This is a genomic window from Streptomyces albus subsp. chlorinus, assembly GCF_013302895.1.
In the GTDB taxonomy this organism is placed as follows: Bacteria; Actinomycetota; Actinomycetes; order Streptomycetales; family Streptomycetaceae; genus Streptomyces; species Streptomyces chlorinus.
In genome coordinates, this window is the sequence record NZ_VJOK01000001.1 from 2,415,786 (window position 1) to 2,438,772 (window position 22,987).

Annotated in this window: 20 protein-coding genes; 4 read left to right on the forward strand and 16 right to left on the reverse strand. The window is 70.2% G+C overall.

The window, feature by feature from the left end; genetic code table 11:
* Positions 1-332 precede the first annotated feature (332 nt).
* Positions 333-1,148 (reverse strand): TIGR03936 family radical SAM-associated protein, encoded by an 816-nt coding sequence (locus FM076_RS10905; RefSeq protein ID WP_173869839.1) that lies wholly within the window; start codon positions 1,146-1,148, stop codon positions 333-335.
* 275 nt (positions 1,149-1,423) lie between these two features.
* Positions 1,424-2,356 carry a hypothetical protein gene (locus FM076_RS10910; RefSeq protein WP_173869841.1) on the reverse strand — a complete coding sequence of 311 codons (933 nt, stop codon included), beginning with the start codon at positions 2,354-2,356 and terminating at the stop codon, positions 1,424-1,426.
* A 286-nt stretch (positions 2,357-2,642) separates the two neighbouring features.
* Between FM076_RS10910 and FM076_RS10915 the strand changes: the two genes are divergently transcribed.
* The 4 genes from FM076_RS10915 to FM076_RS10930 all read left to right on the forward strand — a co-directional run bounded on the left by FM076_RS10915 (position 2,643) and on the right by FM076_RS10930 (position 6,165).
* Entirely contained in the window at positions 2,643-2,996 is a 354-nt protein-coding gene (locus FM076_RS10915) for a hypothetical protein (RefSeq protein WP_173869843.1), read from the forward strand.
* Between the two features lie 173 nt (positions 2,997-3,169).
* Entirely contained in the window at positions 3,170-4,744 is a 1,575-nt protein-coding gene (locus FM076_RS10920) for a recombinase family protein (RefSeq protein WP_173869844.1), read from the forward strand.
* A 409-nt stretch (positions 4,745-5,153) separates the two neighbouring features.
* Positions 5,154-5,471, forward strand: coding sequence for a hypothetical protein (locus tag FM076_RS33625; protein WP_243274424.1), 318 nt, complete (start codon positions 5,154-5,156; stop codon positions 5,469-5,471).
* A gap of 109 nt (positions 5,472-5,580) precedes the next feature.
* A complete protein-coding gene (locus FM076_RS10930; RefSeq protein WP_173869846.1) occupies positions 5,581-6,165 on the forward strand; it encodes a recombinase family protein in 585 nt (194 codons plus the stop codon).
* Positions 6,166-6,903: 738 nt separating this feature from the next.
* On the opposite strand, the gene FM076_RS10935 is transcribed toward FM076_RS10930, so the two are convergent.
* The 14 genes from FM076_RS10935 to FM076_RS11000 form a co-directional block, all read right to left on the reverse strand.
* Positions 6,904-7,737, reverse strand: coding sequence for a Scr1 family TA system antitoxin-like transcriptional regulator (locus tag FM076_RS10935; protein WP_173869848.1), 834 nt, complete (start codon positions 7,735-7,737; stop codon positions 6,904-6,906).
* Positions 7,734-8,258 (reverse strand): DUF6879 family protein, encoded by a 525-nt coding sequence (locus FM076_RS10940; RefSeq protein ID WP_173869851.1) that lies wholly within the window; start codon positions 8,256-8,258, stop codon positions 7,734-7,736. The genes FM076_RS10935 and FM076_RS10940 overlap by 4 nt, the downstream gene beginning before the upstream one ends.
* The gene (locus FM076_RS10945; protein ID WP_079171356.1) at positions 8,242-8,448 is read right to left on the reverse strand and encodes a hypothetical protein; all 207 of its coding nucleotides are present in this window, start codon (positions 8,446-8,448) and stop codon (positions 8,242-8,244) included. The genes FM076_RS10940 and FM076_RS10945 overlap by 17 nt, the downstream gene beginning before the upstream one ends.
* Positions 8,449-8,616: 168 nt before the next feature.
* The gene (locus FM076_RS10950; protein ID WP_071281764.1) at positions 8,617-8,805 is read right to left on the reverse strand and encodes a hypothetical protein; all 189 of its coding nucleotides are present in this window, start codon (positions 8,803-8,805) and stop codon (positions 8,617-8,619) included.
* 2 nt (positions 8,806-8,807) lie between these two features.
* Positions 8,808-10,733: a TIGR03960 family B12-binding radical SAM protein gene (locus FM076_RS10955; RefSeq protein WP_173869853.1), complete on the reverse strand. Its 1,926-nt coding sequence runs from the start codon at positions 10,731-10,733 to the stop codon at positions 8,808-8,810.
* A 127-nt stretch (positions 10,734-10,860) separates the two neighbouring features.
* Entirely contained in the window at positions 10,861-12,060 is a 1,200-nt protein-coding gene (gene rodA / locus FM076_RS10960; protein ID WP_173869855.1) for a rod shape-determining protein RodA, read from the reverse strand.
* Positions 12,057-14,339 carry a penicillin-binding protein 2 gene (mrdA, locus tag FM076_RS10965; RefSeq protein ID WP_173869857.1) on the reverse strand — a complete coding sequence of 761 codons (2,283 nt, stop codon included), beginning with the start codon at positions 14,337-14,339 and terminating at the stop codon, positions 12,057-12,059. The genes rodA and mrdA overlap by 4 nt, the downstream gene beginning before the upstream one ends.
* Positions 14,336-14,986: a rod shape-determining protein MreD gene (mreD, locus tag FM076_RS10970; RefSeq protein WP_173874661.1), complete on the reverse strand. Its 651-nt coding sequence runs from the start codon at positions 14,984-14,986 to the stop codon at positions 14,336-14,338. Before mreD ends, mrdA begins: the two co-directional genes overlap by 4 nt.
* Positions 14,987-15,010: 24 nt before the next feature.
* Positions 15,011-15,949, reverse strand: coding sequence for a rod shape-determining protein MreC (mreC, locus tag FM076_RS10975; protein WP_173869859.1), 939 nt, complete (start codon positions 15,947-15,949; stop codon positions 15,011-15,013).
* A gap of 194 nt (positions 15,950-16,143) precedes the next feature.
* Entirely contained in the window at positions 16,144-17,163 is a 1,020-nt protein-coding gene (locus tag FM076_RS10980; RefSeq protein ID WP_016468964.1) for a rod shape-determining protein, read from the reverse strand.
* A gap of 265 nt (positions 17,164-17,428) precedes the next feature.
* A complete protein-coding gene (gene ndk / locus FM076_RS10985) occupies positions 17,429-17,842 on the reverse strand; it encodes a nucleoside-diphosphate kinase (RefSeq protein ID WP_173869861.1) in 414 nt (137 codons plus the stop codon).
* A 174-nt stretch (positions 17,843-18,016) separates the two neighbouring features.
* On the reverse strand, positions 18,017-18,382 hold the full coding sequence (locus tag FM076_RS10990) for a DUF4233 domain-containing protein (protein WP_173869862.1): 366 nt from the start codon (positions 18,380-18,382) through the stop codon (positions 18,017-18,019).
* Complete coding sequence (gene folC, locus FM076_RS10995) at positions 18,383-19,933, reverse strand: bifunctional tetrahydrofolate synthase/dihydrofolate synthase (protein ID WP_173869864.1); 1,551 nt, start codon at positions 19,931-19,933, stop codon at positions 18,383-18,385. It abuts the gene before it with no gap.
* A gap of 411 nt (positions 19,934-20,344) precedes the next feature.
* Positions 20,345-22,987, reverse strand: a complete 2,643-nt coding sequence (locus FM076_RS11000; protein WP_173869866.1) for a valine--tRNA ligase — start codon at positions 22,985-22,987, stop codon at positions 20,345-20,347.

A 22,987-nucleotide genomic window follows, 5' to 3' on the forward strand; every position in this document is an offset into this window, starting at 1 on the left:
CCCGAGGAGACGCCGGAGACGGCGGATCCGTCGGTGGCGCCACCCGCGGTGGCTGCCTCTGCCTCGTGGGATTCAGTTGGTTCGAGCATGCGGGCGGTTCTCCCGTCACGCTCCCGGGCGCCGCGCTCGTTCGGTCCGGGGCGCCCGCCCGGGGGCGGTGCGCTCTCCGGGGCGCGGGCGCCGCACGGGAGCTGTTGTCTCACTCGCCGGTTCCGGCCCTGTACGGCCCGGCTACGGCGAAAGTCTGCTGGTCGGTGCGTTCGCCTGCCGCACAGCGGCCCGGGTGGCTCCCTGGCGTGCGTCGGCGGCGGCGCGCGGCTTCGGCGGCGCTCCTACGCGGTGTCGCCCGGCACCGTCGCGGCGCTGGATACCCCTGAGCCGGTGGGCTCCAGGACCGCGGCACGGTCGGGTGCGAACGGGTCGGTCACCGTGCCGGTCTCCTCATCGAGCGGCCCCTGCGCCAGCCTGGTCACCGCTGCGGGAACCGGCGGCGCCAGGTCGGCCGCAGCGCGGAGGCCGGACAGGACGTCGTCGGGTCGTACGGCAGGTGTCACGTGTCGTACTACCAGGCGCAGTATCGCACAGGCGCCCTCTTCCGGCCCATCGGCGCCCGGCGACCGGTGTGCGGCGGCCGGGGAGGGGTGCTGCCCCGGCGCCTCGGCGACGGTGAGCGTCAGGACGGCGGCGCGGGCGTCGAAGGTGCGGATGCCCTTCTTGGTCTGCCGCTCCACCTCGACGGACTCGGCGGCCAGGAACGCCCCGACCGCGTCGCGGGCCCGCCGCGGGGAGACGCCGTCGAGCCGCAGCTCCCATTCGGATGCCTCCAGCCGGTCGCTGAAGTCGGAGCCGTGGGCCTCGACCGCGTCGACGACGTCGAGCCCGTCGGGCAGGCAGGCGTCGAGTTGTGCGCGCAACTGCTCGGGGTCGCGCCGCTGGACCAGGGCGATCTCCAGGTACTCGGCCTCGCTGCCGGTGCCGGTGGGCGCGGCGTTGGCGTAGCTGACCTTGGGGTGCGGGGTGAACCCTGCGGAGTACGCCATGGGCACCTCGGCCCGGCGCAGCGCCCTCTCGAAGGCGCGCTGGAAGTCGCGGTGGCTGGTGAACCGAAGGCGGCCCCGCTTGGTGTAGCGCAGGCGGACGCGCTGCACGGCAGGTGCGGGCGGCGGGCCTTCGGGCTGTCGCTTGCCCAGTGGTTCTCTCCTATGTGCCGGGCGGCTCGCGGGACGGCCGCCTCTGTCTGACAGGACGATACGAAGGCGGAAGTCCGCACCGGCCCGGCCCACGCCCCGGGGGCGGGACGTCCGGCCCGGGGCCGTACGCGGTGCGCGTCCGTCCGTCGGGCCGTACCCGGTCTGCCGGGCCGCCCGGACGGGCGCGTTGTGCGTTTGTGCGGTGATCCTTCTGCCCAGGGTACGCGGCTGCCCTACGGCAGCGGCTCCCGCTCCCGTGAACGGGGCGCCCCGAAGAGGGCACGCCGTATCTCTGCCCGGGTCGCGCGCACCGATGCCCGGGCGGTCCGCAGAGCCGACCGCACCGCACGCCCCGCCGCCCGCAACCCCGAGGCGACCGGCCGCCACACCCGGTCGCGCAGCACCCGCCCCACCGGAGCGAGCACGTACCGCCACAACTGGACGAACGGCGCCACCAGCAGCACGTACAGGACGCGTCCCAGGAACCGGACGAGCACCGCCGTCACCCGGCCCGCCACCCGCCAGGCCACCGCGAACGCGTCCGCGATCTCCCGTACGACCAGCGCGATGCCGCGTCCCACGGGTGCCAGCACCCAGCGGTACAGGGCGACGGCGGGGACGACGAGCAGGTACCGGCCCAGCCAGGCCAGGGCTCTGCCGATCGCGGCGGCCGGGACCACCAGCAGGTGGTGGCCCAGCAGGCGGAGTGCCGTGAGCAGGCCGCGCCCGAGGGGGGCGAGCAGGTGCCGGAAGAGCCAGGCGAGCGGCAGGACGACGAGGCTGCGCCCGAGCCAGGCGGCACCGCGTCCCAGCGGGAGGAGCACGTACCGCCACAGGGCGACCGGTGGCCACACCAGTAGCGCGTACAGGAGCGGGCGGAGCATGTACCGCCACAGCCACCGGGCGGGCAGGACGACCAGGGTGCGCCCTAGCCAGGCCAGCGCGCGGCCCGCCGGGCGCAGCAGGACCCGGTGCAGGAGGCGGCCGGCGGCGGCGCACAGGTCCCACAGCAGCCGGAGGGGCAGGACGAGGACCAGCGTCAGGACGCGCACGGGCATCCGGACGGCGGCGACCAGGCAGCCCTCGGGCCGCGCCGGTTCGACGCCGTGGCCCGGATCGCTCTTCGTGAGCTGGACGGGACCGTGCCGGGGCTCGTGGGGGCTCATGCGGGAGGGGACGCGACCGGGCGGGCGGACGGTTTCGCCTGGTCACGAGAGGGGCGGTGAAGATCCCGTGCAGCCGCGCGGCGGGGGGCGGGGCGGCGGCGGGGCGGACGGGCGACAGCCGCGTACGGCGTTCAGGTCGCGGCAGGCGGCCGTTCGGACCCGGTTCTGCGCCGGATCAGGTGATCACGGGCGTCGATAGTCGGACAGTCCTGCCATAGGCGGAAAGGATCATCATGCTTCCCGCCAGGGAGAGCACCGATCCGTCACGAGGAGAGTTGAGTAACCGATGAGGAATCTCGTCCGCAACGCCGCGACCGTCGTCGCCGCCGTCGGCCTGGCCGTCTCCGTCGCCCCGGCCGCCTCGGCCGCCGCCGCGACCCCGAAGGGCCACCACCACGCCAAGCCGTCGCAGGCTTCGCAGGCCATCAACGTCTACGTCGGCACCGGTGACGCCCAGTTCGCCAACGAGTTCGGTCCCGGCAACCTGGCGGCGAACTGGATCCACCACGCGAAGAAGATCCGCCTGGCCACTCAGAACGAGGCGATCCGCACGGGCCACGTGAAGAACATCGCGAAGGGCAAGGGCGCGAGCGCCCCCTTCGAGATCGAGGGCTCGGAGCAGGACCAGAACGAGGGCTGACCTCGGAACGCCAAGCGGGGGCCGTGGCGCTCGGCGCCACGGCCCCCGCCGTCGTCACTTGCCGACGACCGACAGCGGCAGCAGCTTCCTGCCGGTGGGCCCGATCTGGATCTCGGTGTCCATCTGCGACTATAGCGAGACAGCTCAACATCCAGCCTGTACGCTCCGCGACCATGAAGACGTACGACATCGAGAGCGAGTGGACCACCTCGGACCTGGCCCTCCTGGAGGACCTGAAGCGGGCGGAGGCACTGCTCCCCGAGGACGCCCCGCGCGCACTCCTCTCCGTCCGCCTGTCCGTACTTACGGAGGACACGACATCGCCGGTGCGGCAGGAACTCGACCTGCGTCTCCTGGCCAGAGAGAAGGGGTACCGCGTCGTCGGCGTCGCCTCCGATCTCAACGTGTCGGCGACGAAGGTTCCGCCGTGGAAGCGGAAGGAGCTCGGAGAGTGGCTCAACAACCGGGCCCCGGAGTTCGATGCTCTGCTCTTCTGGAAGCTCGACCGCTTCATCCGTCGCATGACGGACCTGTCCACGATGATCGAGTGGTGCGAGCGGTACGGGAAGAACCTCGTGTCGAAGAACGACGCGATCGACCTCAGCACGACCGTGGGCCGGATCATGGTCACGCTCATCGGCGGCATCGCGGAGATCGAGGCGGCGAACACGTCGACCCGCGTGACGTCGTTGTGGGACTACGCACGCACGCAGGACTCATGGCTCGTCGGCAAGCCGACCTACGGCTACGTCACGACGAAGGCGGACGGCAAGCCGGCACTCGCCATCGAGCCGAGCGCACACAAGGCACTGCACTGGGCCCGGCGCATGGCACTCCGGGGCGTCTCCGCCCGCCGCATGGCCCTCTGTCTCGTCCGCTCCGGCCTCATGTCGGCAGGACTCACCACGTCGACTCTCCTCCGCCGCCTTCGTAACCCCGCACTCATGGGGTACCGGGTCGAGGAGAACAAGCAGGGCGGGAAGCGACGGAGCAGACTCGTGCTCGGCAACGACGGGAAGCCGATACGAGTCGGCCCTCCGATTTTCACCACGGAGGAGTTCGAGACCCTTCAAGCGGCACTCGACCGCCGGGGCAAGAACCAGCCCACCCGGCAGACGGGCGGAGCGACACAGTTCCTGGGAGTCCTGATCTGTGTCGACTGCTCGACCAACATGACCGTGCAGAAGAACATGAGCAACGGCCGGAGCTACACCTACCTGCGCTGCGGCAAGTGCAAGGGCGGCGGCCTCGGAGCACCCAACCCGCAGGACGTGTACGACGTCCTCGTGGGCGACGTGCTCCGCGTCCTCGGCGACTTCCCCGTCCAGGTCCGGGAGTACGCGAAGGGAGCCGAGGCACGCGCGGAAGTGAAACGGCTCGAAGATGCCATCTCCTACTACATGGCGGAGCTCGAACCAGAGGGCCGCTTCTCGAAGACACGGTTCACTCGCGAGCGAGCGGAGAAGACGCTCGACAAGCTCACGGAAGAGCTGAACGCCATCGATCCCGAGACCACGCAAGACCGTTGGGTCCTCGTGCACAACGGCAAGACCTTCCGGGAGATGTGGGAAGCGGGCGGCATGGAGGCCATGGCCGAGGACCTTCGCCGCGTGGGCGTCACGTGCGAGGTGACTCGCACGAAGGTCAAGGGGGTGCGCGCCCCGTCCGTACACCTGCGGCTCAAGATCCCGCGCGACGTCCGCGAACGACTGGTCATCAAGGGTGACGACTTCGCCGCAAGGCTCTGACGAGGGAGCAGGGACAGCCATCTCCGGGCGGCTCGGTCAGCCAGACCCGGAGGTGTTCCGGCTTGACGGCCGGTGCGGGCTCCGGATAAGAAGACTCTCCCGCTCCTTCTGGGAGCGGACACCGTAGCTCCCGCCGTTCAGCGGCGGTAGAGCTGGCCACTCCGTGAGGGGCCGCGATCCCGAGGGGCTCGCAGGGACGTCGAGGACATCCCGAAGCGCAGGACGGTACTGCGCGACTTCCACCCAACGCTGAGGCGCGGCTCCGTGCTGCCCTCGGCCAGCGCCAGGAGTCGCCAGCCCTTGAACATCACGATCGAAGTCGTCTGGACTTGTGAGGTCTGCGCCTCACCCCTCGTCGAGGGAGAGACGCACGACTGCGGCCGTGCCCCGCAGGAAGGGGGTGCGACCGGTGGCTATCAGCTTCGGCCATGACCGCTCGTGGGGCGCAGTCTCCCAGCACGAGTACCGGCGCATGGCGCAGAACCCAGGCCACACTCTCGCCTACCGCGTGCACTTCGCCGCCATCGGATGGGCGGACAGGCAGGGACACGCAGGCTTCGAGCCCGGCCGGCTGGCCACCCTGCTGGGCAAGAACGGCAAGCCACTGTCCGACCAGAGCACCCGCAACGCGGTGGCCCGCGCCAAGGAACTGGACCTTGTGTCGCCCCGTTCCGGGGCCGCCTGCCTCGTCCTTCCTTCCCACCTGTTCCAGAAGGGAGGTTTGTGAGACGAGAGACCGAGCGCCCCTCACAGGGGTGCAGCCCTGTTCAAAACCCGTCTCGGAACCCCCGCCTCGGACTTGATCTTTTGAGACGAGTTCTGAGACAGCCCGCGACATGACGACGAACACCACCACCGGCCAGTTCATCGGTTACGCCCGCGTCTCCACCGACGACCAAGAAGCGCAGTTGCAGCGCGACGCGCTGACGGGCGCGGGGTGCGCCCGCATCTTCGAGGACAAGGCCAGTGGCAAGAACACCGACCGGCCACAGCTCGCTGCTGTACTGGACTACGCCCGACCGGGCGACGTCCTGTGCGTGTGGAAGCTTGACCGACTCGGCCGGTCGCTCATCGACCTTGTGTCCATCGTCGATGGCCTGCGCGAGCGCGGCATAGGGTTCCGCGTGCTCGATGGTGCGCTCTCCTCTGTCGACACCACGTCGGCCGACGGCCGCCTGTTCTTCCAGATCATCGCCGCCATGGCGGAGTTCGAACGGGCACTTATCAAGGACCGCACGCGGGCCGGGCTGGAAGCGGCCAAGGCGCAGGGCCGTACCGGCGGCCGGCCGTCCGTGGTGGACGAGGACATACTCACCGTAGCCCGCGCCAGGAAGGCCAAGGGCGAGAGCGTCAGCACCATCGCCAAGGCCCTCGGAGTCTCCCGAGCCACGCTGTACCGGCACCTGGGAAAGAGCGCCTGAGGCAGGCGCACAGCAGTTCAGACAGGCCCTCGGTTCTACACCGGGGGCCGTTGTCGTGCAAGGACATACAACGTTGTCTGACGGCTGCAACGATGCTGGCCCCTGCCGACCACGGGGAAAGTCGACAGGGGCCAGCACAGGGGCGCATGTCGCTCACGCTGCACCCCTTCCAGCGCACCTCTGGTCTGTGGTGCTTGCCGTCCCTCAGCGCGCCGGGGGTCTGTCTTGCTCGGCCCGCACGACCATGGCGAACGACGTACAGACCCGCCGGAATCCACGGTGGTTACTCAGGCCGGTGTGACTCATGCACTCGGCATCGACCGCCGCACTGTCCGTCGACGGCTCCGCCTTCCACTTGCAGTGCAGGCACTCCGCCTCGAAAGTCACGTCCGTGTCCGGATGCTGCGTGATTCGGTGCGTCACGAACCGCAGGACCGCGCGCGACATCACTCGGCCCCGTGGTCTTCCCGGAGGTGCGTGCGGAGCACGACGTTCGCGTCCGTCGCCTTCGAGTAGTCGCCGACCGATCGGGCGTTGGCTCGGGTCACGGCGACGCCGAGGCACTGCCGACATCCCGCGACAGGGTTCGGGTCTCCCTCCGGAAGGGTCAGGTTCACTGGCCCTGCCATCGTCGTCTTGGGCGTGCTCATCCGTGCGACCTCCCGACTGTTCGCCTGCCGAAGGATGATCCCCCGGGGAGCGCACGGGATGGCGCTTCAGTCGCGTAGTCGACTGAAGTCATGCACGGCAAGCGGCGGACCACTCGGTGAGCCGTGCCCTCAGGTCTTCGCCGAAGAGGGCGTACTCCTCGTACCCGGCGAACTCCTTCAGGTACGCCTGAACATCTCGGCCGTCGCGGAGTACGAGACTTCCCGCCGTCGTCTCGATGGTGACCAACGCGGCGTCGTAGATGGTGAACGTACTCAGAGGGGTTCGGGGCGTCGGTGCTCCTACGGGGATCACCCCGATCTGAACGTTCGGGAGGTAGGACAGGGACGCCAGCCGGTCCATCTGCTCGGCCAGTGCCAGCGGGGCGACGACCGGCCAGCGAACCGCCTGCTCGGTCAGAACGAACGTGAACCGCTTCGAGGCGTCGTAGAGGACGGCTTGCCGTCCCAGCTTCCCCGCTACGGCCTTGCTCGTGTCGGCCGTCGAGTGAGCAAGGCTCGCCCGTACGTACTCCGGTGTTGCGAGCAGCCCGGTAACCATCGAGAGCAGGAAATAGCGCATCTGCGTAGAGGACGCTTCGAGTGACTTCAGCTCAGCCTGCCTCGTACCGAGCCCCTTGCGCCGAAGCTCTCGGAGGTTCCGCCACTCGGTGTTCGCCATCCTGGCAAGGGCAGAGACCTCGGCGACCAGTTCCGGCGGAGCGTCCAGCGCTCGCAAGATCTGCTCGACGTCGACCAGGGACGGCCGTGTCCGGCCGTTCTCGATGCGAGACACCTTCGACTGGGACATGTTGCAGCGCGCTGCGAGCCGGTCCCCTGAGAGGCCGGCTCGCTTTCGCAAGTCCCGAAGCAGAGAGGCGAGTTCGGAACCAGACTCGCCAAGCTGCTCAGCTTCGAACGTCACTCCGTCACGCGCTCCGCGTACTCCAGGAAGGGAACCGACTCGGCAACGGCGATGCGCTGCCACTCGATGAAAGGCGCAGGGTCACCCTCGTACAGCTCCCGGCTGATCTGCGTGCCGTCGCCCTCGTAGTGCATCAGGACGACCGTCGAGCGGTCGAACATCCAGAAGTCCCCGACTTCCGGCAACGGGTTCTCTCGCTCGGTCACGTCAAGGATGCGGATGTCCTCCCCAGCGAGCACGTGCGGGGCGTAATACCGGGAGAACTCGAAGCGCAGGTACTCGGAGAGCGGTCGAGTCAGGACGTGCACTCGCCCCTTGCTCTTGCCCTCGCCGCGCAACCGCTTCAGGTCTTCCGTGTACGCGGACGAGTAGGCGTGCGGGTCGACGCGCTTGCCTGCCCGGAAGGCTTCGAGCTCTTCCGCCTCCTGCGGCACGAGGTACTGGGGCAGGGTCTCCAGCCGCCACGCTTCGGACTGGAAGCCCCGGAGCATCGCCCGCCACTCGTCACCATCCAAGAGCACGAACGGCCTCCTGAAGAACGCTTTCGGGGATCTCCACGAGCCCTTCCCCCTGCGGGGGAGTGAAGGCGTCGGACACGTCGCCCTGAACCACGATGGAGCCGGAAGCGGTGCGGTAGACGTTCGGGCAGTCGTCCTCTCCACACGTGCCGTTGCCGTTGCCAGTCAGCCGAGTCAGTTCTTCGCGTGCCATGCGGAACCCCCTTGACTTGTCGGCCCGGGCGGGCCGCCTGAGAGGACCGTACGGGGGCCGCTCGCGGCCGTCCATGCACAGACGTGACTCATGCACGTTGTCGCATAAACAGGACCCCACGAACGCCGAGAGGCGCCCGGACCAGATCGTCCGAACGCCTCTCTTCGTCTACACCCACTCGACCGCCGAGACGATGCCCGGGTCACGCCGAGGGGCGGGAAGCGGCGTGCGCCGCTCACGGCGGGGAGCCTGCTCGCGCTCCGTCGCGCCGAGCCCTCGGAGGGCTTCGATGCGGTCCGCCTCGGGTAACTCGGCAAGCGCCTCAGCCATCCGCTGGATGGCATCGCCGCTGGTCACGGCTACTTCTTGACCGTGAGCGGGAGCAGCTTCTTGCCGGTGGGGCCGATTTGTATAGCCGTATCCATCTGCGGGCACACCCCGCAGTCGAAGCAGGGGTCCCAGCGGCAGTCGGGGACCTCGGTCTCGTCGAGGGCGTCCTGCCAGTCCTCCCACAGCCAGTCCTTGTCGAGGCCGGAGTCGAGGTGGTCCCAGGGGAGCACCTCCTCGTAGGAGCGCTCGCGGGTGGTGTACCAGTCGACGTCCACGCCCGTGCCGTCCAGCGCCTTGGCGGCGGACTCCATCCACAGGTCGTAGGAGAAGTACTCACGCCAGCCGTCGAAGCGCCCGCCGCGCTCGTACACCTCGCGGATGACCGCGCCGATCCGGCGGTCACCGCGCGAGAGCAGGCCCTCGACGATGCCGGGCTTGCCGTCGTGGTAGCGGAAACCGATGGAGCGGCCGTACTTCTTGTCACCGCGGATCTTGTCCCGCAGCTTGCCCAGCCGCGCGTCCGTCTCCTCCGCCGACAGCTGCGGCGCCCACTGGAACGGGGTGTGCGGCTTGGGGACGAAGCCGCCGATGGAGACGGTGCAGCGGATGTCGTTGGACTTCGCCACCTCGCGGCCCTTGGCGATGACACGGGTGGCCATGTCGGCGATCTGGAGGACGTCCTCGTCGGTCTCGGTGGGCAGCCCGCACATGAAGTAGAGCTTCACCTGCCGCCAGCCGTTGCCGTAGGCGGTGGCGACCGTGCGGATCAGGTCGTCCTCGGAGACCATCTTGTTGATGACCTTGCGGATGCGCTCGCTGCCGCCCTCGGGGGCGAAGGTGAGGCCGGAGCGGCGCCCGTTGCGGGTCAGCTCGTTGGCCAGGTCGATGTTGAAGGCGTCCACACGCGTGGAGGGCAGAGAGAGGCCGACCTTGTCCTCCTCGTAGCGGTCGGCCAGGCCCTTGGCGATGTCGCCGATCTCGCTGTGGTCGGCGGATGAGAGGGAGAGCAGGCCCACCTCTTCGAACCCGGTGTTCTTCAGGCCCTTGTCGACCATCTCTCCGATGCCGGTGATCGAGCGCTCCCGCACCGGGCGGGTGATCATGCCCGCCTGGCAGAAGCGGCAGCCGCGGGTGCAGCCGCGGAAGATCTCCACCGACATCCGCTCGTGCACCGTCTCCGCGAGCGGGACCAGCGGCTGCTTGGGGTAGGGCCACTCGTCCAGATCCATGACGGTGTGCTTGCTCACCCGCCACGGGACGCCGGAGCGGTTGGGCACGACGCGGGCGATCCGGCCGTCGGGCAGATACTCCACGTCGTAGAAGCGCGGCACGTACACGCCGCCGGTCTTGGCCAGGCGCAGCAGCAGCTCGTCCCGGCCGCCGGGGCGGCCCTCACGCTTCCAGGCCCGGATGATCTCGGTGACCTCCAGGACGGCCTGCTCGCCGTCACCGATCACCGCCACGTCGATGAAGTCCGCGATCGGCTCCGGGTTGAAGGCCGCGTGGCCGCCGGCCATCACGATCGGGTGGTCCTCGGTGCGGTCCCCCGCCTCCAGCGGGATGCCGGACAGGTCCAGGGCGGTGAGCAGGTTGGTGTAGCCCAGCTCGGTGGCGAAGGAGACGCCCAGCACGTCGAAGGCGCCGACCGGGCGGTGCGCGTCCACGGTGAACTGCGGGACTCCGTGCCGGCGCATCAGCTTCTCCAGGTCCGGCCAGACGCTGTAGGTGCGCTCGGCCAGGACGCCCTCGCGCTCGTTGAGCACCTCGTAGAGGATCATGACGCCCTGGTTGGGCAGCCCGACCTCATAGGCGTCCGGGTACATCAGCGCCCAGCGCACATCCGTCTCGTCCCATGGTTTCACCACGGAATTCAGCTCGCCGCCGACGTACTGGATCGGCTTCTGGACGTGCGGGAGGAGGGCCTCTAGCTGGGGGAAGACCGACTCGACGGGCATATCTCCAGGCGCGCTTTCGTTCGGGGTTGCCCCCGGCCGCAGGCTGGGGGAGGACAGGGGCCGGTCGTCCAGAGTAACCGGTGCGGCCCCAACCCCTCGCCCCTCGCCCGGCCCCCGCCCGCGGCGCCTAGGCCGCTATCGGTTTCTGGGTGCGGATCGACTGCAGCAGCCCCACCGCGATCCAGACGGCGAACATGGACGTGCCGCCGTACGAGACGAAGGGCAGCGGCAGGCCGGCGACCGGCATGATGCCCAGCGTCATGCCGATGTTCTCGAACGCCTGGAAGGCGAACCAGGCGATGACACCCGCCGCCACGACGGTGCTGTACAGCTCCGTGGACTCGCGTGCGATCCGGCAGGCCCGCCAGATGAGGACGCCGAGCAGGACGAGGATCAGCCCGCCCCCGACGAAGCCGAGCTCCTCCCCCGCGACGGTGAAGACGAAGTCCGTCTGCTGCTCGGGGACGAACTGCCCGGTGGTCTGGGTGCCCTGGAAGAGTCCCTTGCCGGTGAGGCCGCCGGAGCCGATGGCGATGCGGGCCTGGTTGGTGTTGTAGCCGACACCGGAGGGGTCGAGGGCGGGGTTGGCGAAGGCGGCGAAGCGGTTGATCTGGTACTCGTCGAGCAGCCCCAGCGCCCACACCAGCACCGCGCCCAGCGCCCCGGCCAGGCACAGGCCGATGATCCAGCGGTTGGAGGCCCCGGAGGACAGCAGGACCGCGAGGACGATCATGACCAGCACCATCACCGAGCCGAGGTCGGGCATCAGCAGGATGACCGCGATCGGCAGGGCCGCCAGGCCGAGGGCGTGCAGGACGGTGCGGTGGTCGGGGTGCTCCTGGTCGCCGGCGTCGACCTTGGCGGCGAGCAGCGTCGCCATGCCCAGGATCACCGTGATCTTGATGAACTCCGCGGGCTGCACGGTGAAGCCGCCGCCCAGGTTGAGCCAGGCGCGGGAGCCGTTGATGGTGGCGCCGAGCGGGGTGAGCACGCAGACGGCGAGCAGGACGGTGACGGCGTAGAGCACGGGCACGGCGGTGCGCAGTCTGCGGTGGCCGAGCCAGACGGTGCCGGACATCAGCGCGATCCCGATGATCAGGCTGATGACGTGCCGCACCAGGAAGTACTGCGGGTCGCCCTGGTTCAGCTCGGTGCGGTTGCGGGTGGCGGAGTAGACCAGCAGCGAGCCGATCACCGCGAGCGCGGCGCCGGACAGCAGCATGATCCAGTCCATCCGCCAGACGAGGGAGTCGCGGGCGGTCAGCCGGTCCCACAGCGAGCGGTGGCGGGGCCCGTAGCCGCCGAGGGAGAAGGCGCGGGTGCTCACGGGCGCTCACCTCCCGCCAGCAGGCGCACGTCGTGTGCCTGCCGGGCCGAGTCGCGCTGCCGCTGTTGTCGTTCGCCCTCGTTGCGCGCGGCCTGGGCCTCGCGCCGGGTGTCGGGCGTCTCGGCCGGGGGTTCGGCGACCCGGCGCTTGGTGCCGTCGTCGGCGGGACGCTTGTCGCGCGGGGCCACGATGGTGCCGTCCTTGGAGATCTTCGGCAGCTCGGTGTGCGGCTTGGGCAGCAGGGCCTTCTTCCGGTCGATGCCGCCGTCCTTGCCGACGCCGTACATCGCGTTGTAGATGTTGCGCACGGCCGGACCCGAGGCGCCGGAGCCGGTGCCGCCCTGGGAGATGGTCATGACGACGGTGAAGTCGTCGGTGTAGGTGGCCAGCCACGAGGTGGTCTGCTTGCCGGCGACCTCCGCGGTACCCGTCTTGGCCCGCAGCTTGATCTTGTCCTGGGGCCAGCCCGCCTCGCCGAACCGCCAGGCCGCCGACCCCCGGGTGGCCACGCCCTGGAGGGCCTTGTCCATCTGGCCGAGGGTCTTGCGGCTCAGCGGCAGTTTGCCGTGCGGGTGGGGCGCGATCTCGTCGACGGACTTGCCGTCGGGGCTGACGACCGCCTTGCCGATGGTGGGGTCGTAGAGGGTGCCGCCGTTGCCGAGCGCCGCGTAGACGGCCGCCATCTGGACCGGTGTGACGAGGGTGTCGCCCTGGCCGATGGAGTAGTTGATGCTGTCACCGGCCCGCATTTTCATGCCGGAGACGCAGTTCTCCTTGGCGATCCTCTCGGCGTAGCTGGGAGCGCCGCCGCCGTTCTTGGCCTGCTTGCACCAGGCGTCCTTGTTGGCCTCCCAGTAGTTCTTCTTCCACCGGCGGTCCGGGACGCGGCCGGAGACCTCGTTGGGCAGGTCGACGCCGGTCTTCTTGCCGAGGCCGAACTGGTGGGCGGTCTTGTAGAACCAGTCCTTGGCGCCCTTCTTCGGCATGTTCCCGCCGTCCTTCTTCCACTCCTTGTAGGCCAGGTCGTAGAAGACGGTGTCGCAGGAGACCTCCAGGGCGCGGCCGAGGTCGATGTTCCCGTACCCCTTGGACTCGAAGTTCTTGAAGACCTGCCCGCCCACCTCGTAGCTGGAGGAGCAGTCGTAGTTGCCGTCGAAGGGGTAGCCCGCCTTGACGGCGGCGCTGGTGGAGATGACCTTGAAGATGGAGCCGGGCGCCGCCAGCCCCTGGATGGAGCGGTTGAGCAGCGGATAGTTGGACTTCTTGCCGGTCAGCTTGGCGTACTCCTTGCCGGAGATGCCGCCGACCCAGGCGTTGGGGTCGTACTCCGGGTTGGAGGCCATGGCCACGACGCGGCCGGTCCTGTTCTCCATCACGACGACGGCGCCCGCGTCGGCCTTGTAGTTGCGGCCGGTGTTCTTGTCGAACTCCGTGCGCGCCTTCTTCATCGCCTGGTCCAGCTCCTTCTCGGCGACCGCCTGGACGCGGGCGTCGAGGGAGGTGACCAGGTTGGAGCCGGGCCGCGCCTTCTCGCTCTCCGCCTCGCCCATGACGCGGCCGAGGTTGTCCACCTCGTAGCGGGTGACGCCGGAGCTGCCGCGCAGCTTGCTGTCGTAGGTGCGCTCCAGCCCGGAGCGGCCGATCTCGTCGGAGGGCAGGAAGGGGGAGTCGGTGTCCTTGGCCTTCTCGATCTCCTCGTCGGTGACGGGCGAGAGGTAGCCGAGCGCCTGCGCGGTGTTGGCCCCGTACGGCGCCGGGTAGCGGCGGACGGCCTCCGGCTCGGCGGTGATGCCGGGGAAGTCCTCGGAGCGCTCGCGGATCTGCAGGGCCTGCTGCGGCTTGGCGTCGTCGGTGACGGGGATCGGCTGGTAGGGCGAGCCGTTCCAGCAGGGCTGGGGGGTCTTCGCGTCGCAGAGCCGGACCTTCTGCCGGACGGTCTCGGGCTTCATGCCCAGCACCTTGGCGAGCCGTTCGAGGACGGCCCTGCCCTCGTCGTCCTGCTTCATCAGCTCGGTCCGGGAGGCGGAGACCACCAGCCGGGTCTCGTTGTCGGCCAGCGGCATGCCGCGGGCGTCCAGGATGGAGCCGCGCACGGCGGGCTCGACGACCTGCTGGACGTGGTTGCCCCTGGCCTCCTTCTGGTACTCGTCCCCGTTGCGGATCTGGAGGTACCACAGCCGCCCGCCGAGCGTCAGCAGCAGCGAGACCACCAGGATCTGGATGGCGATCAGCCGGATGGTGACGCGGGAGGAGCGGCCGGTCTCAGGAATGTTGGTCACAGCCGCTTGACCCCCTTGAGCTTGGCCGCCTTGCCGACCTTGGGGGCCTTGCCGGCCTTGCCGCTGCCGGAGGGGCTGAGGCTGGCGCCCGAGGCGAGCCAGCCGTAGGCGCGCATCCCGCCGCCCGCGCTGCCCCCGCCGGGCTCGGTGCCCAGCGGGTCCTTCTCGCCGCGCCGCGCCAGCGACATGATCAGCGGGACGACGAACGGCGCGAGCAGCAGGTCGTAGACCGTGGCGGTGATCAGCAGGCCGGTGAGCCCGACCTGCCGGGCGGCCGTGTCCCCCACCAGCGCGCCGACCCCGGCGTACAGCAGGGTGGAGCAGATGGCGGCGGAGGCGACCACGAGCATGGGCACCGTCGCCGAGCGGTGCTGCCCGCCCTCCGGTTTGGTCAGGCCCGCGGCGTAGCCGATCAGGCAGAGCACCAGCGCGTAGCGGCCCACCGCGTGGTCGGCGGGCGGGGCGACGTCGGCGAGCAGCCCGGCGAAGAAGCCGACGAGAGCGCCCGCGGTGTGGCCGTGGACCAGCGCGAGACCGAGGACGACGAGCAGCAGGAGGTCGGGGACGGCGCCGGGGAGCTGGAGTCTGGCCAGCACGGTGACCTGGACGATGAGGGCGACGACCACGAGGGCGGCCGTGAGCAGCATCCGGTTGAGGTAGAGCACTTGGGGTCAGCTCCTGGGCGAGGAGGGCGTGCCGCTGGGGGTGGCGGTGACGGTCACCGTGGGGGTGGGCCGGGGCTTGGCCGGCTTCTTGGACTTGAGGACCTCGTCGCGCGGGTCCTCACGCGGGGGCTGGACGACGACGCCGACCACGTCGAGCCGGGTGAACCCGACGTAGGGCCGCACCCGCACCGTCCGGGTGAGGTCGCCCTTGTGCCGCTCGACCTTGGTGACCCGGCCGACGGGGACGCCGGGCACGAACGGCTTGTCGCCGCTGGAACCGAAGGTCACCAGGCGGTCGCCCGTCTCGACCCGCGCCCTGCCGTTGAGGAGCTGGACGTTGAGCGCGTTGCCGCCGCGCCCGGTGGCGAATCCCAGCTCGTTGCTCTTCTCCAGGCGGGTGCCGACGGTGAAGTCCGGGTCGTTGGCGAGCAGGACGGTGGAGGTGGAGGGGCCCACGGTGGTGACCCGGCCGACCAGGCCGTCGCCGTTGAGGACCGTCATGTCGCGGCGCAGCCCGTCCTCGCGGCCCGCGTCGATGGTGACCGTCCACGAGAAGCCCTGCGCCGCGCCGATCCCGATGACCTGGGCGCCCTTGACGCCGTAGCCGCCGGCGCCGGCGGTCCTGAGGAGCTTGTCGAGTTCCCGGGCACGGGCCCGGTTGCGGTCCGTGGAGCCGAGCTTCTGCTTGAGCGCCGCGTTCTCCTGCTCCAGCCGGCTGATGCGGTCGTGGCGGTCCCCCGAGTCGCGGACGGCGGCGATCGCGTTGCCGACGGGATCGACCGCCAAGGCCACGCCGTTCTCGACCGGGCCCAGGACGGAGGCGGCTGACCGCCGCGCGCCGTCGAGCGGAGACCGCTCGCCCCCTCTGAGGTCCACCGTGATCAGTGCGAACGCGATGGCGATCAGCAGGACGAGCAGCAGCCGGCTTTCTCGTGTGTCCCTCACGTGCGGCGGCCGTGCCTTTCTGGTGGGGCAGCCCCGCCTGGGCGGGGTGCGAGGCGGCGGCCGCCACTGCGCTCGTACGACCCGCCGCGTGAACGGTCAGTTATTGCGAACAGGTGGGCCGTGCGCTCCCTCGGGACCACGGCCCAGCGGAAGCTGGGGCACTGCGGCCGGGTGCCATCCCGGCGGAATGGCGGTCAGCGGCGTGGCTGCGCGTCGAGCACCTGCTGGAGGGCCTCGAACTCCTCGACGCACTTGCCCGAACCCAGCGCCACCGAGTCCAGCGGGTCCTCGGCGATGTGGATGGGCATACCGGTCTCGCGGCGGAGCCGCTCGTCCAGGCCGCGCAGCAGGGCGCCGCCGCCGGTGAGCACGATGCCGCGGTCCATCACGTCACCGGACAGCTCGGGCGGGCACTTGTCGAGGGTGGTCTTGACCGCGTCGACGATCGCGTTGACCGGCTCCTCGATGGCCTTGCGGACCTCGGCCGCCGAGATCACCACGGTCTTGGGCAGCCCGCTGACCAGGTCGCGGCCCCGGATCTCGGTGTGCTCGTCCTTCTCCAGGTCGTAGGCCGAACCGATGGTGATCTTGATGCTCTCGGCGGTGCGCTCACCGAGCAGAAGGCTGTACTCCTTCTTGATGTGCTGGATGATCGCGTTGTCCAGCTCGTCGCCGGCCACCCGGATGGACTGGGCGGTGACGATGCCGCCCAGCGAGATCACGGCGACCTCGGTGGTGCCGCCGCCGATGTCGACCACCATGTTGCCGGTGGCCTCGTGGACGGGCAGGCCCGAGCCGATCGCCGCGGCCATCGGCTCCTCGATGATGTGCACCTGGCGGGCACCCGCCTGGGTGGACGCCTCGATGACGGCGCGGCGCTCGACCCCCGTGATGCCGGAGGGCACACACACCACGACCCGGGGCCGGGCGAGATAACGCCGCTTGTGGATCTTCAGAATGAAGTAGCGGAGCATCCGCTCGGTGATCTCGAAGTCGGCGATGACGCCGTCCTTCAAGGGCCGGACGGCGACGATGTTGCCAGGGGTGCGGCCGATCATCTTCTTCGCTTCGGCGCCGACCGCGAGAATTCCGCCTGTGTTGGTGTTGATCGCGACGACGGACGGCTCGTTGAGGACGATCCCGCGACCCCTGACGTACACCAGCGTGTTGGCGGTCCCGAGGTCGACAGCCATATCACGGCCGATGAACGACATGTTGGTTCCCATGGATGCGTCTGGCCTTCCAAGTGGGGCGATGTGGTGTGCGGCTACGGAAGGATGTGGGTACGCGCCGGCATGCTCAAAGCGCGCGGGTTCCATCGTAGACGCGCTTGCTCGAACACGTGGAGACGGTTCCTCCGCCATTGTCGGCGGAAGTGGGATGGGCCACCGTAATGGTGACGTCGTGTCGGAGACCGCCCTTGAGGGCGTTCATCCGGCGGCCTTGCCGCCTCTTCCGTCCCAGGTGGTCGACTCCGCCTCAGGCAAAGCTCGGGAAAAAAATCTTCCGCTCGCGCTCGGCGGACTCCTCCGAGTCCGAGGCGTGAATGAGGTTCTCCCGCACGATGGTGCCGAAGTCGCCGCGCACCGAGCCGGGAGGGGCCCCGATCGGGTCGGTCGGCCCCGCCAGCGCCCGGATGCCCTCGATCACGCGTTCGCCCTCGACCAGCATGACCACGGAGGGGCCGGAGGCCATGAACTCCATCAGCGGCTCGTAGAAGGGGCGCCCCTCGTGCTCGGCGTAGTGCTGCTCCAGCGTGGCCCGGTCCAGCGTCCGCAGCTCCATGGCCGTGACGGACCAGCCCGCCTTGCGCTCGATACGGCCGATGATCTCGCCCACAAGTCCGCGGCGGACCGCGTCCGGCTTGAGGATGACGAGGGTGCGCTGGCTCATGGTGCGGTGCTCCTTGGCTGGTCGGCAGACAGCTGCGGCACCTCCCGGCCGAAGTCCCCCCACGACCACTGGGAGGCACCCCCGGGGGAGGGCAGAGGCCGCCAGGCCGAGCGCTCCGACGCGGATTCGAAGCCCGGCGGTCTCAAGAGGCTACATGGGTGAGCGGGGCGCCTTTCACACAGCGTCCGGCTCAGGGGCACCCTCGGCAGCCGACTGCGCGGCGAACCGGGCCTTGGCCTCGTCGATCTTCTGCCCGAAGTGCACCGAAGCCCACCACAGCCCCGCGAAACAGGCACCGAGGAAGAACATCACCGGAACGACGAAACCGCTCGCGATCAGGGCGATCTGGAGCACCCAGCCGAGCTGTACGCCACCCGGACGGGTGAGCACGCCGCACAGCAGCACGCACAGCACCATCGCGATGCCGCTGACCGTCCAGACCGTGGCGGTCGAAAGGTCACTCGTTCGCATCGCGACCAATCCGGCGAAACCGATGACGAAGAACTCCCCGATCAGCGTGGACGCACACAGCGTTCGCATCTAGCGCCTCCCTCGCAGCAGCAGCCGGGCCTCGCCGACCGTGATGACGGAGCCGGTGACCAGCACGCCGGCCCCCGCGTACTCGCCCGCCTCCTCGGCGAGGGTGACCGCCTCCTCCAGCGCCGCGTCCAGCCGCGGCTCCACCTGGACCCGCTCCTCGCCGAAGACCTCGACAGCGAGGGCGGCCACCTCGTCCACGTCCATGGCGCGGTGGCTGGAGTTGCGGGTGACGACGACCTCCGCGAAGACGGGCTCGAACGCCTCCAGCAGGCCGCGCACGTCCTTGCCCGCGGTGGGTGCGACGACGCCGACCAGCCGGCTGAAGCCGAACGCCTCGCTGACGGCCTCGGCGGTGGCGCGCGCCCCGCCCGGGTTGTGCGCGGCGTCAAGCACCACCGAGGGGCTGGTGCGCACCAGCTCCAGGCGGCCGGGCGAGGAGACGGAGGCGAACGCCTGGCGCACCACGTCGATGTCGAGGGTGCGGGCGTGCTGCTGGCCGATTCCGAAGAACGCCTCGACCGCGGCCAGGGCCACGCTGGCGTTGTGCGCCATGTGGGCGCCGTGCAGCGGAAGGAAGATGTCGGGGTACTCGCCGCCCAGCCCGCGCAGCGTCAGCTGCTGGCCGCCGACGGCCACCTGGCGGGAGACGACGCCGAACTCCATGCCCTCGCGGGCGACGGTGGCGTCCACCTCGACGGCCTTCTTCAGCACCACCGAGGCGGCCTCGACGGGCTGCTGGGCCAGCACGACGGTGGCGTCGGGCTTGATGATGCCGGACTTCTCCACCGCGATCGCCTCGGGCGTGTCGCCGAGCCGGTCGGTGTGGTCCAGCGAGATGGGGGTGATGACGGCGACGCTCGCGTCGATCACATTGGTGGCGTCCCAGGTGCCGCCCATGCCGACCTCGACGACGGCCACGTCCACGGGCGCGTCGGCGAAGGCCGCGTACGCCATGCCGGTCAGCACCTCGAAGAAGGAGAGCCGGTAGTCCTGCTGGGCGTCGACCAGTTCCACATACGGCTTGATGTCGCGGTAGGTCTCGATGAAGCGCTCGGCGGAGACCGGGGCGCCGTCGATGCTGATGCGCTCGGTGACCGACTGCACGTGCGGGGAGCTGTAGCGGCCGGTGCGCAGCTCGAAGGCGCCGAGCAGGGCCTCGATCATGCGGGCCGTGGTCGTCTTGCCGTTGGTGCCGGTGATGTGGATGGAGGGGTAGGAGCGCTGCGGCTCGCCCAGCACGTCCACCAGCGCGGCGATGCGCTTGACCGAGGGGTCCAGCTTCGTCTCGCCCCAGCGGGTGGCCAGTTCCTCCTCCACCTCGCGCAGCGCCCGGTCCAGCTCCGGGTCCTCGGGCCGGCCCGGCACCACGTCCGGCTGCGGGGGTCCGGCCTGGGCCCGCAGGGTGCGGCTGCCCGCCTCGATCACCGCGAGGTCCGGATCGCGGTCGGTCTCTTCGCCGACGATCGCCTCGAAGGCGTCGGGCGACTCGGCGGGGTCGGACGACTCGGACGAGGGATCGGGTTCGTGGGGCTGCTGGGGCTCGTCGCTCACGCGGACAAGTCTACGGAAGAGCACGACCGCCCCCGGCCCCCCTGTGGACAACGGACGCCACCGCCGCGCGGCCGCACCGGGCCGCGCGGCCGCGGCCCGCTGAGGCCCGCCTTCCGGAAGAGCGCCGTGTGAGGGCAGGCCGCGCCATGGCGGCATAACCTGCTGGCATGCCGGTCGCCGGGCCCCCGGCCCCCTCTCCAGCGCCCGCGCCCTCGCCCTCGCCAGCGGGAGGGCGCCCCCGAACGTGCCGCCTCGCTCACCCTGCGGCTGGTGGCCGGCACGGCGGCGACGGGGTCCGGGTGGCCGTCGAGACCCGGGCGGCCGGCGACGAACCGGCAGCCGGGCCCGAGGGCCACCCGGCGCTCGCCGCGCGCCGCATCGCGACCGTGAGGCTCCCCCGGCGACGGGGTGTCAGCCGAGCCGCTCCAACTGCTGCTGCAGCCGGGCGATGTCGGCCTCCGCGGCGGCCTTGCGGCCGCGGATCTTCTCCACCACGTGCTCGGGCGCCTTGGCGAGGAACGCCTCGTTGGTGAGCTTGGCCCCGGTCTGGGCGAGCTCCTTCTCGGCGGCGGCCAGGTCCTTGGTCAGGCGCTTGCGTTCGGCCTCCACGTCGATGGCCCCGGACAGGTCGAGGCTGACGGTCGCGCCGGCGACCGGCAGCGACGCGGTGGCCTGGAAGCCCTCCCCCGCCGGCTGGAGGCGCAGCAGCTGCCGGATGGCGTCCTCGTGGGCCATCAGCGCCGTACCGGCCAGGTCGAGGTCGGCGGGGACCTTCTGGCCGGGCTGGAGGCCCTGGTCGGCGCGGAAGCGGCGGACCTCGGTGACCGCCTGCTGGACGGTGGCGATCTCCCGTTCGGCGTCCGCGTCGCGGAAGCCGGAGTCCGCCGGCCAGCCGGCGACGACGACGGACTCGCCGCCCGTCAGCGTCGTCCACAGCTCCTCGGTGACGAACGGGACGACCGGGTGCAGCAGCCGGAGCGTCACGTCCAGCACCTCGCCCAGGACGCGGCGGGTGACCTCCGCGGGCCTGCCGCCCTTGGCGAAGGTGGTCTTGGACAGCTCGACGTACCAGTCGAAAACCTCGTCCCAGGCGAAGTGCCGCAGGGCGTCGGAGAGCTTGGCGAACTGGTAGTCCTCGTAGTAGCCGTCGACCTCGGCCACGACCTCGTTCAGCCGGGAGAGGATCCAGCGGTCGGTGGCGGCCATCTCGGCCGGATCCGGCAGCGGGCCCGCCACCGTGGCGCCGTTCATCAGCGCGAAGCGGGTGGCGTTCCAGACCTTGTTGGCGAAGTTGCGGGACGCCTTGACCCAGTCCTCGCCGATCGGCACGTCGGTGCCGGGGTTGGCGCCGGAGGCCAGGGTGAAGCGCAGCGCGTCGGAGCCGTAGGCGTCCATCCAGTCCAGCGGGTCGACCACGTTGCCGAAGGACTTGGACATCTTCTTGCCGTGCTCGTCGCGCACCAGGCCGGTCAGCGCGATGGTGTGGAAGGGCGGCTCCTCCATCACGTACATGCCGAACATCATCATCCGCGCGACCCAGAAGAAGATGATGTCGTAACCGGTGACCAGGACGTCGGTGGCGTAGAACTTCTCCAGGTCCGGCGTGCGGTCCGGCCACCCCAGGGTGGAGAAGGGCCACAGTCCTGAGGAGAACCAGGTGTCCAGGACGTCCGGGTCCTGGCGCCAGCCCTCGCCGGCCGGAGGCTCCTCGTCGGGGCCGACGCACACGACCTCGCCCTCGGGGCCGTACCAGACCGGGATGCGGTGGCCCCACCACAACTGGCGGGAGATCGTCCAGTCGTGCATGTTGTCGACCCAGTCGAAGTACCGGGAGGACATCTCGGCCGGGTGGATCTTCACACGGCCGTCGCGGACCGCGTCGCCGGCGGCCTCGGCGAGCGGGGTGACCTTGACCCACCACTGCATGGACAGCCGCGGCTCGATCGTCGTCCCGCAGCGGGAGCAGTGACCGACGCTGTGCACGTAGGGGCGCTTCTCCTCCAGGACGCGGCCCTGCTCGCGGAGCGCGGCCACGATCGCGGAGCGTGCCTCGAAGCGGTCCAGGCCCTGGAAGGGGCCGTGCGCGGTGATGACGCCGCGCTCGTCCATGACCGTCAGCAGGGGCAGGTCGTGGCGGCGGCCGATCTCGAAGTCGTTCGGGTCGTGCGCCGGGGTCACCTTGACGCAGCCGGTGCCGAACCCGGGGTCCACGTGGGAGTCGGCCACGACGGGGATGGTGCGGTCGGTCAGCGGCAGCTTGATCCGCTTGCCGATCAGGTGCCGGTAGCGCTCGTCGTCGGGGTGGACGGCCACCGCGGTGTCACCGAGCATCGTCTCGGCGCGCGTGGTGGCGACGACGACCGTCCCCGCCCCGTCGCCGTCCTCGCCGTACTTGAGCTGGACCAGCTCGCCGTCGTCCTCCTGGTACTCCACCTCGATGTCGGAGATGGCGGTCAGACAGCGCGGGCACCAGTTGATGATCCGCTCGGCGCGGTAGATCAGACCGTCGTCGTACATCTTCTTGAAGACGGTCTGGACGGCGCGCGAGAGGCCCTCGTCCATCGTGAAGCGCTCGCGGCTCCAGTCGACGCCGTCGCCCAGGCGCCGCATCTGGCCGAGGATCTTGCCGCCGTACTCCTCCTTCCACCGCCACACGCGCTCGACGAACGCCTCACGGCCGAGGTCCTGGCGGGACCTGCCCTCCTCGCCGAGCTGCTGCTCGACCTTGTTCTGGGTGGCGATGCCCGCGTGGTCCATGCCGGGCAGCCACAGCGCCTCGTAACCCTGCATCCGCTTGCGGCGGGTGAGGGCGTCCATGAGGGTGTGCTGGAACGCGTGGCCGAGGTGGAGGGAGCCGGTGACGTTCGGGGGCGGGATGACGATGGTGTACGGCGGCTTCTCGCTCTTGGCGTCCGCCTCGAAGTAGCCCCGCTCTACCCAGCGCTCGTACAGCTTCCCCTCTACGTCGGCCGGCGTGTACTGGGTCGGCAGATCTGCGGGGGTGGCGCTGTGCGGCCCGTTCGCTTCCGGGCTCTGCTGAGTGTTGTCGGTCAC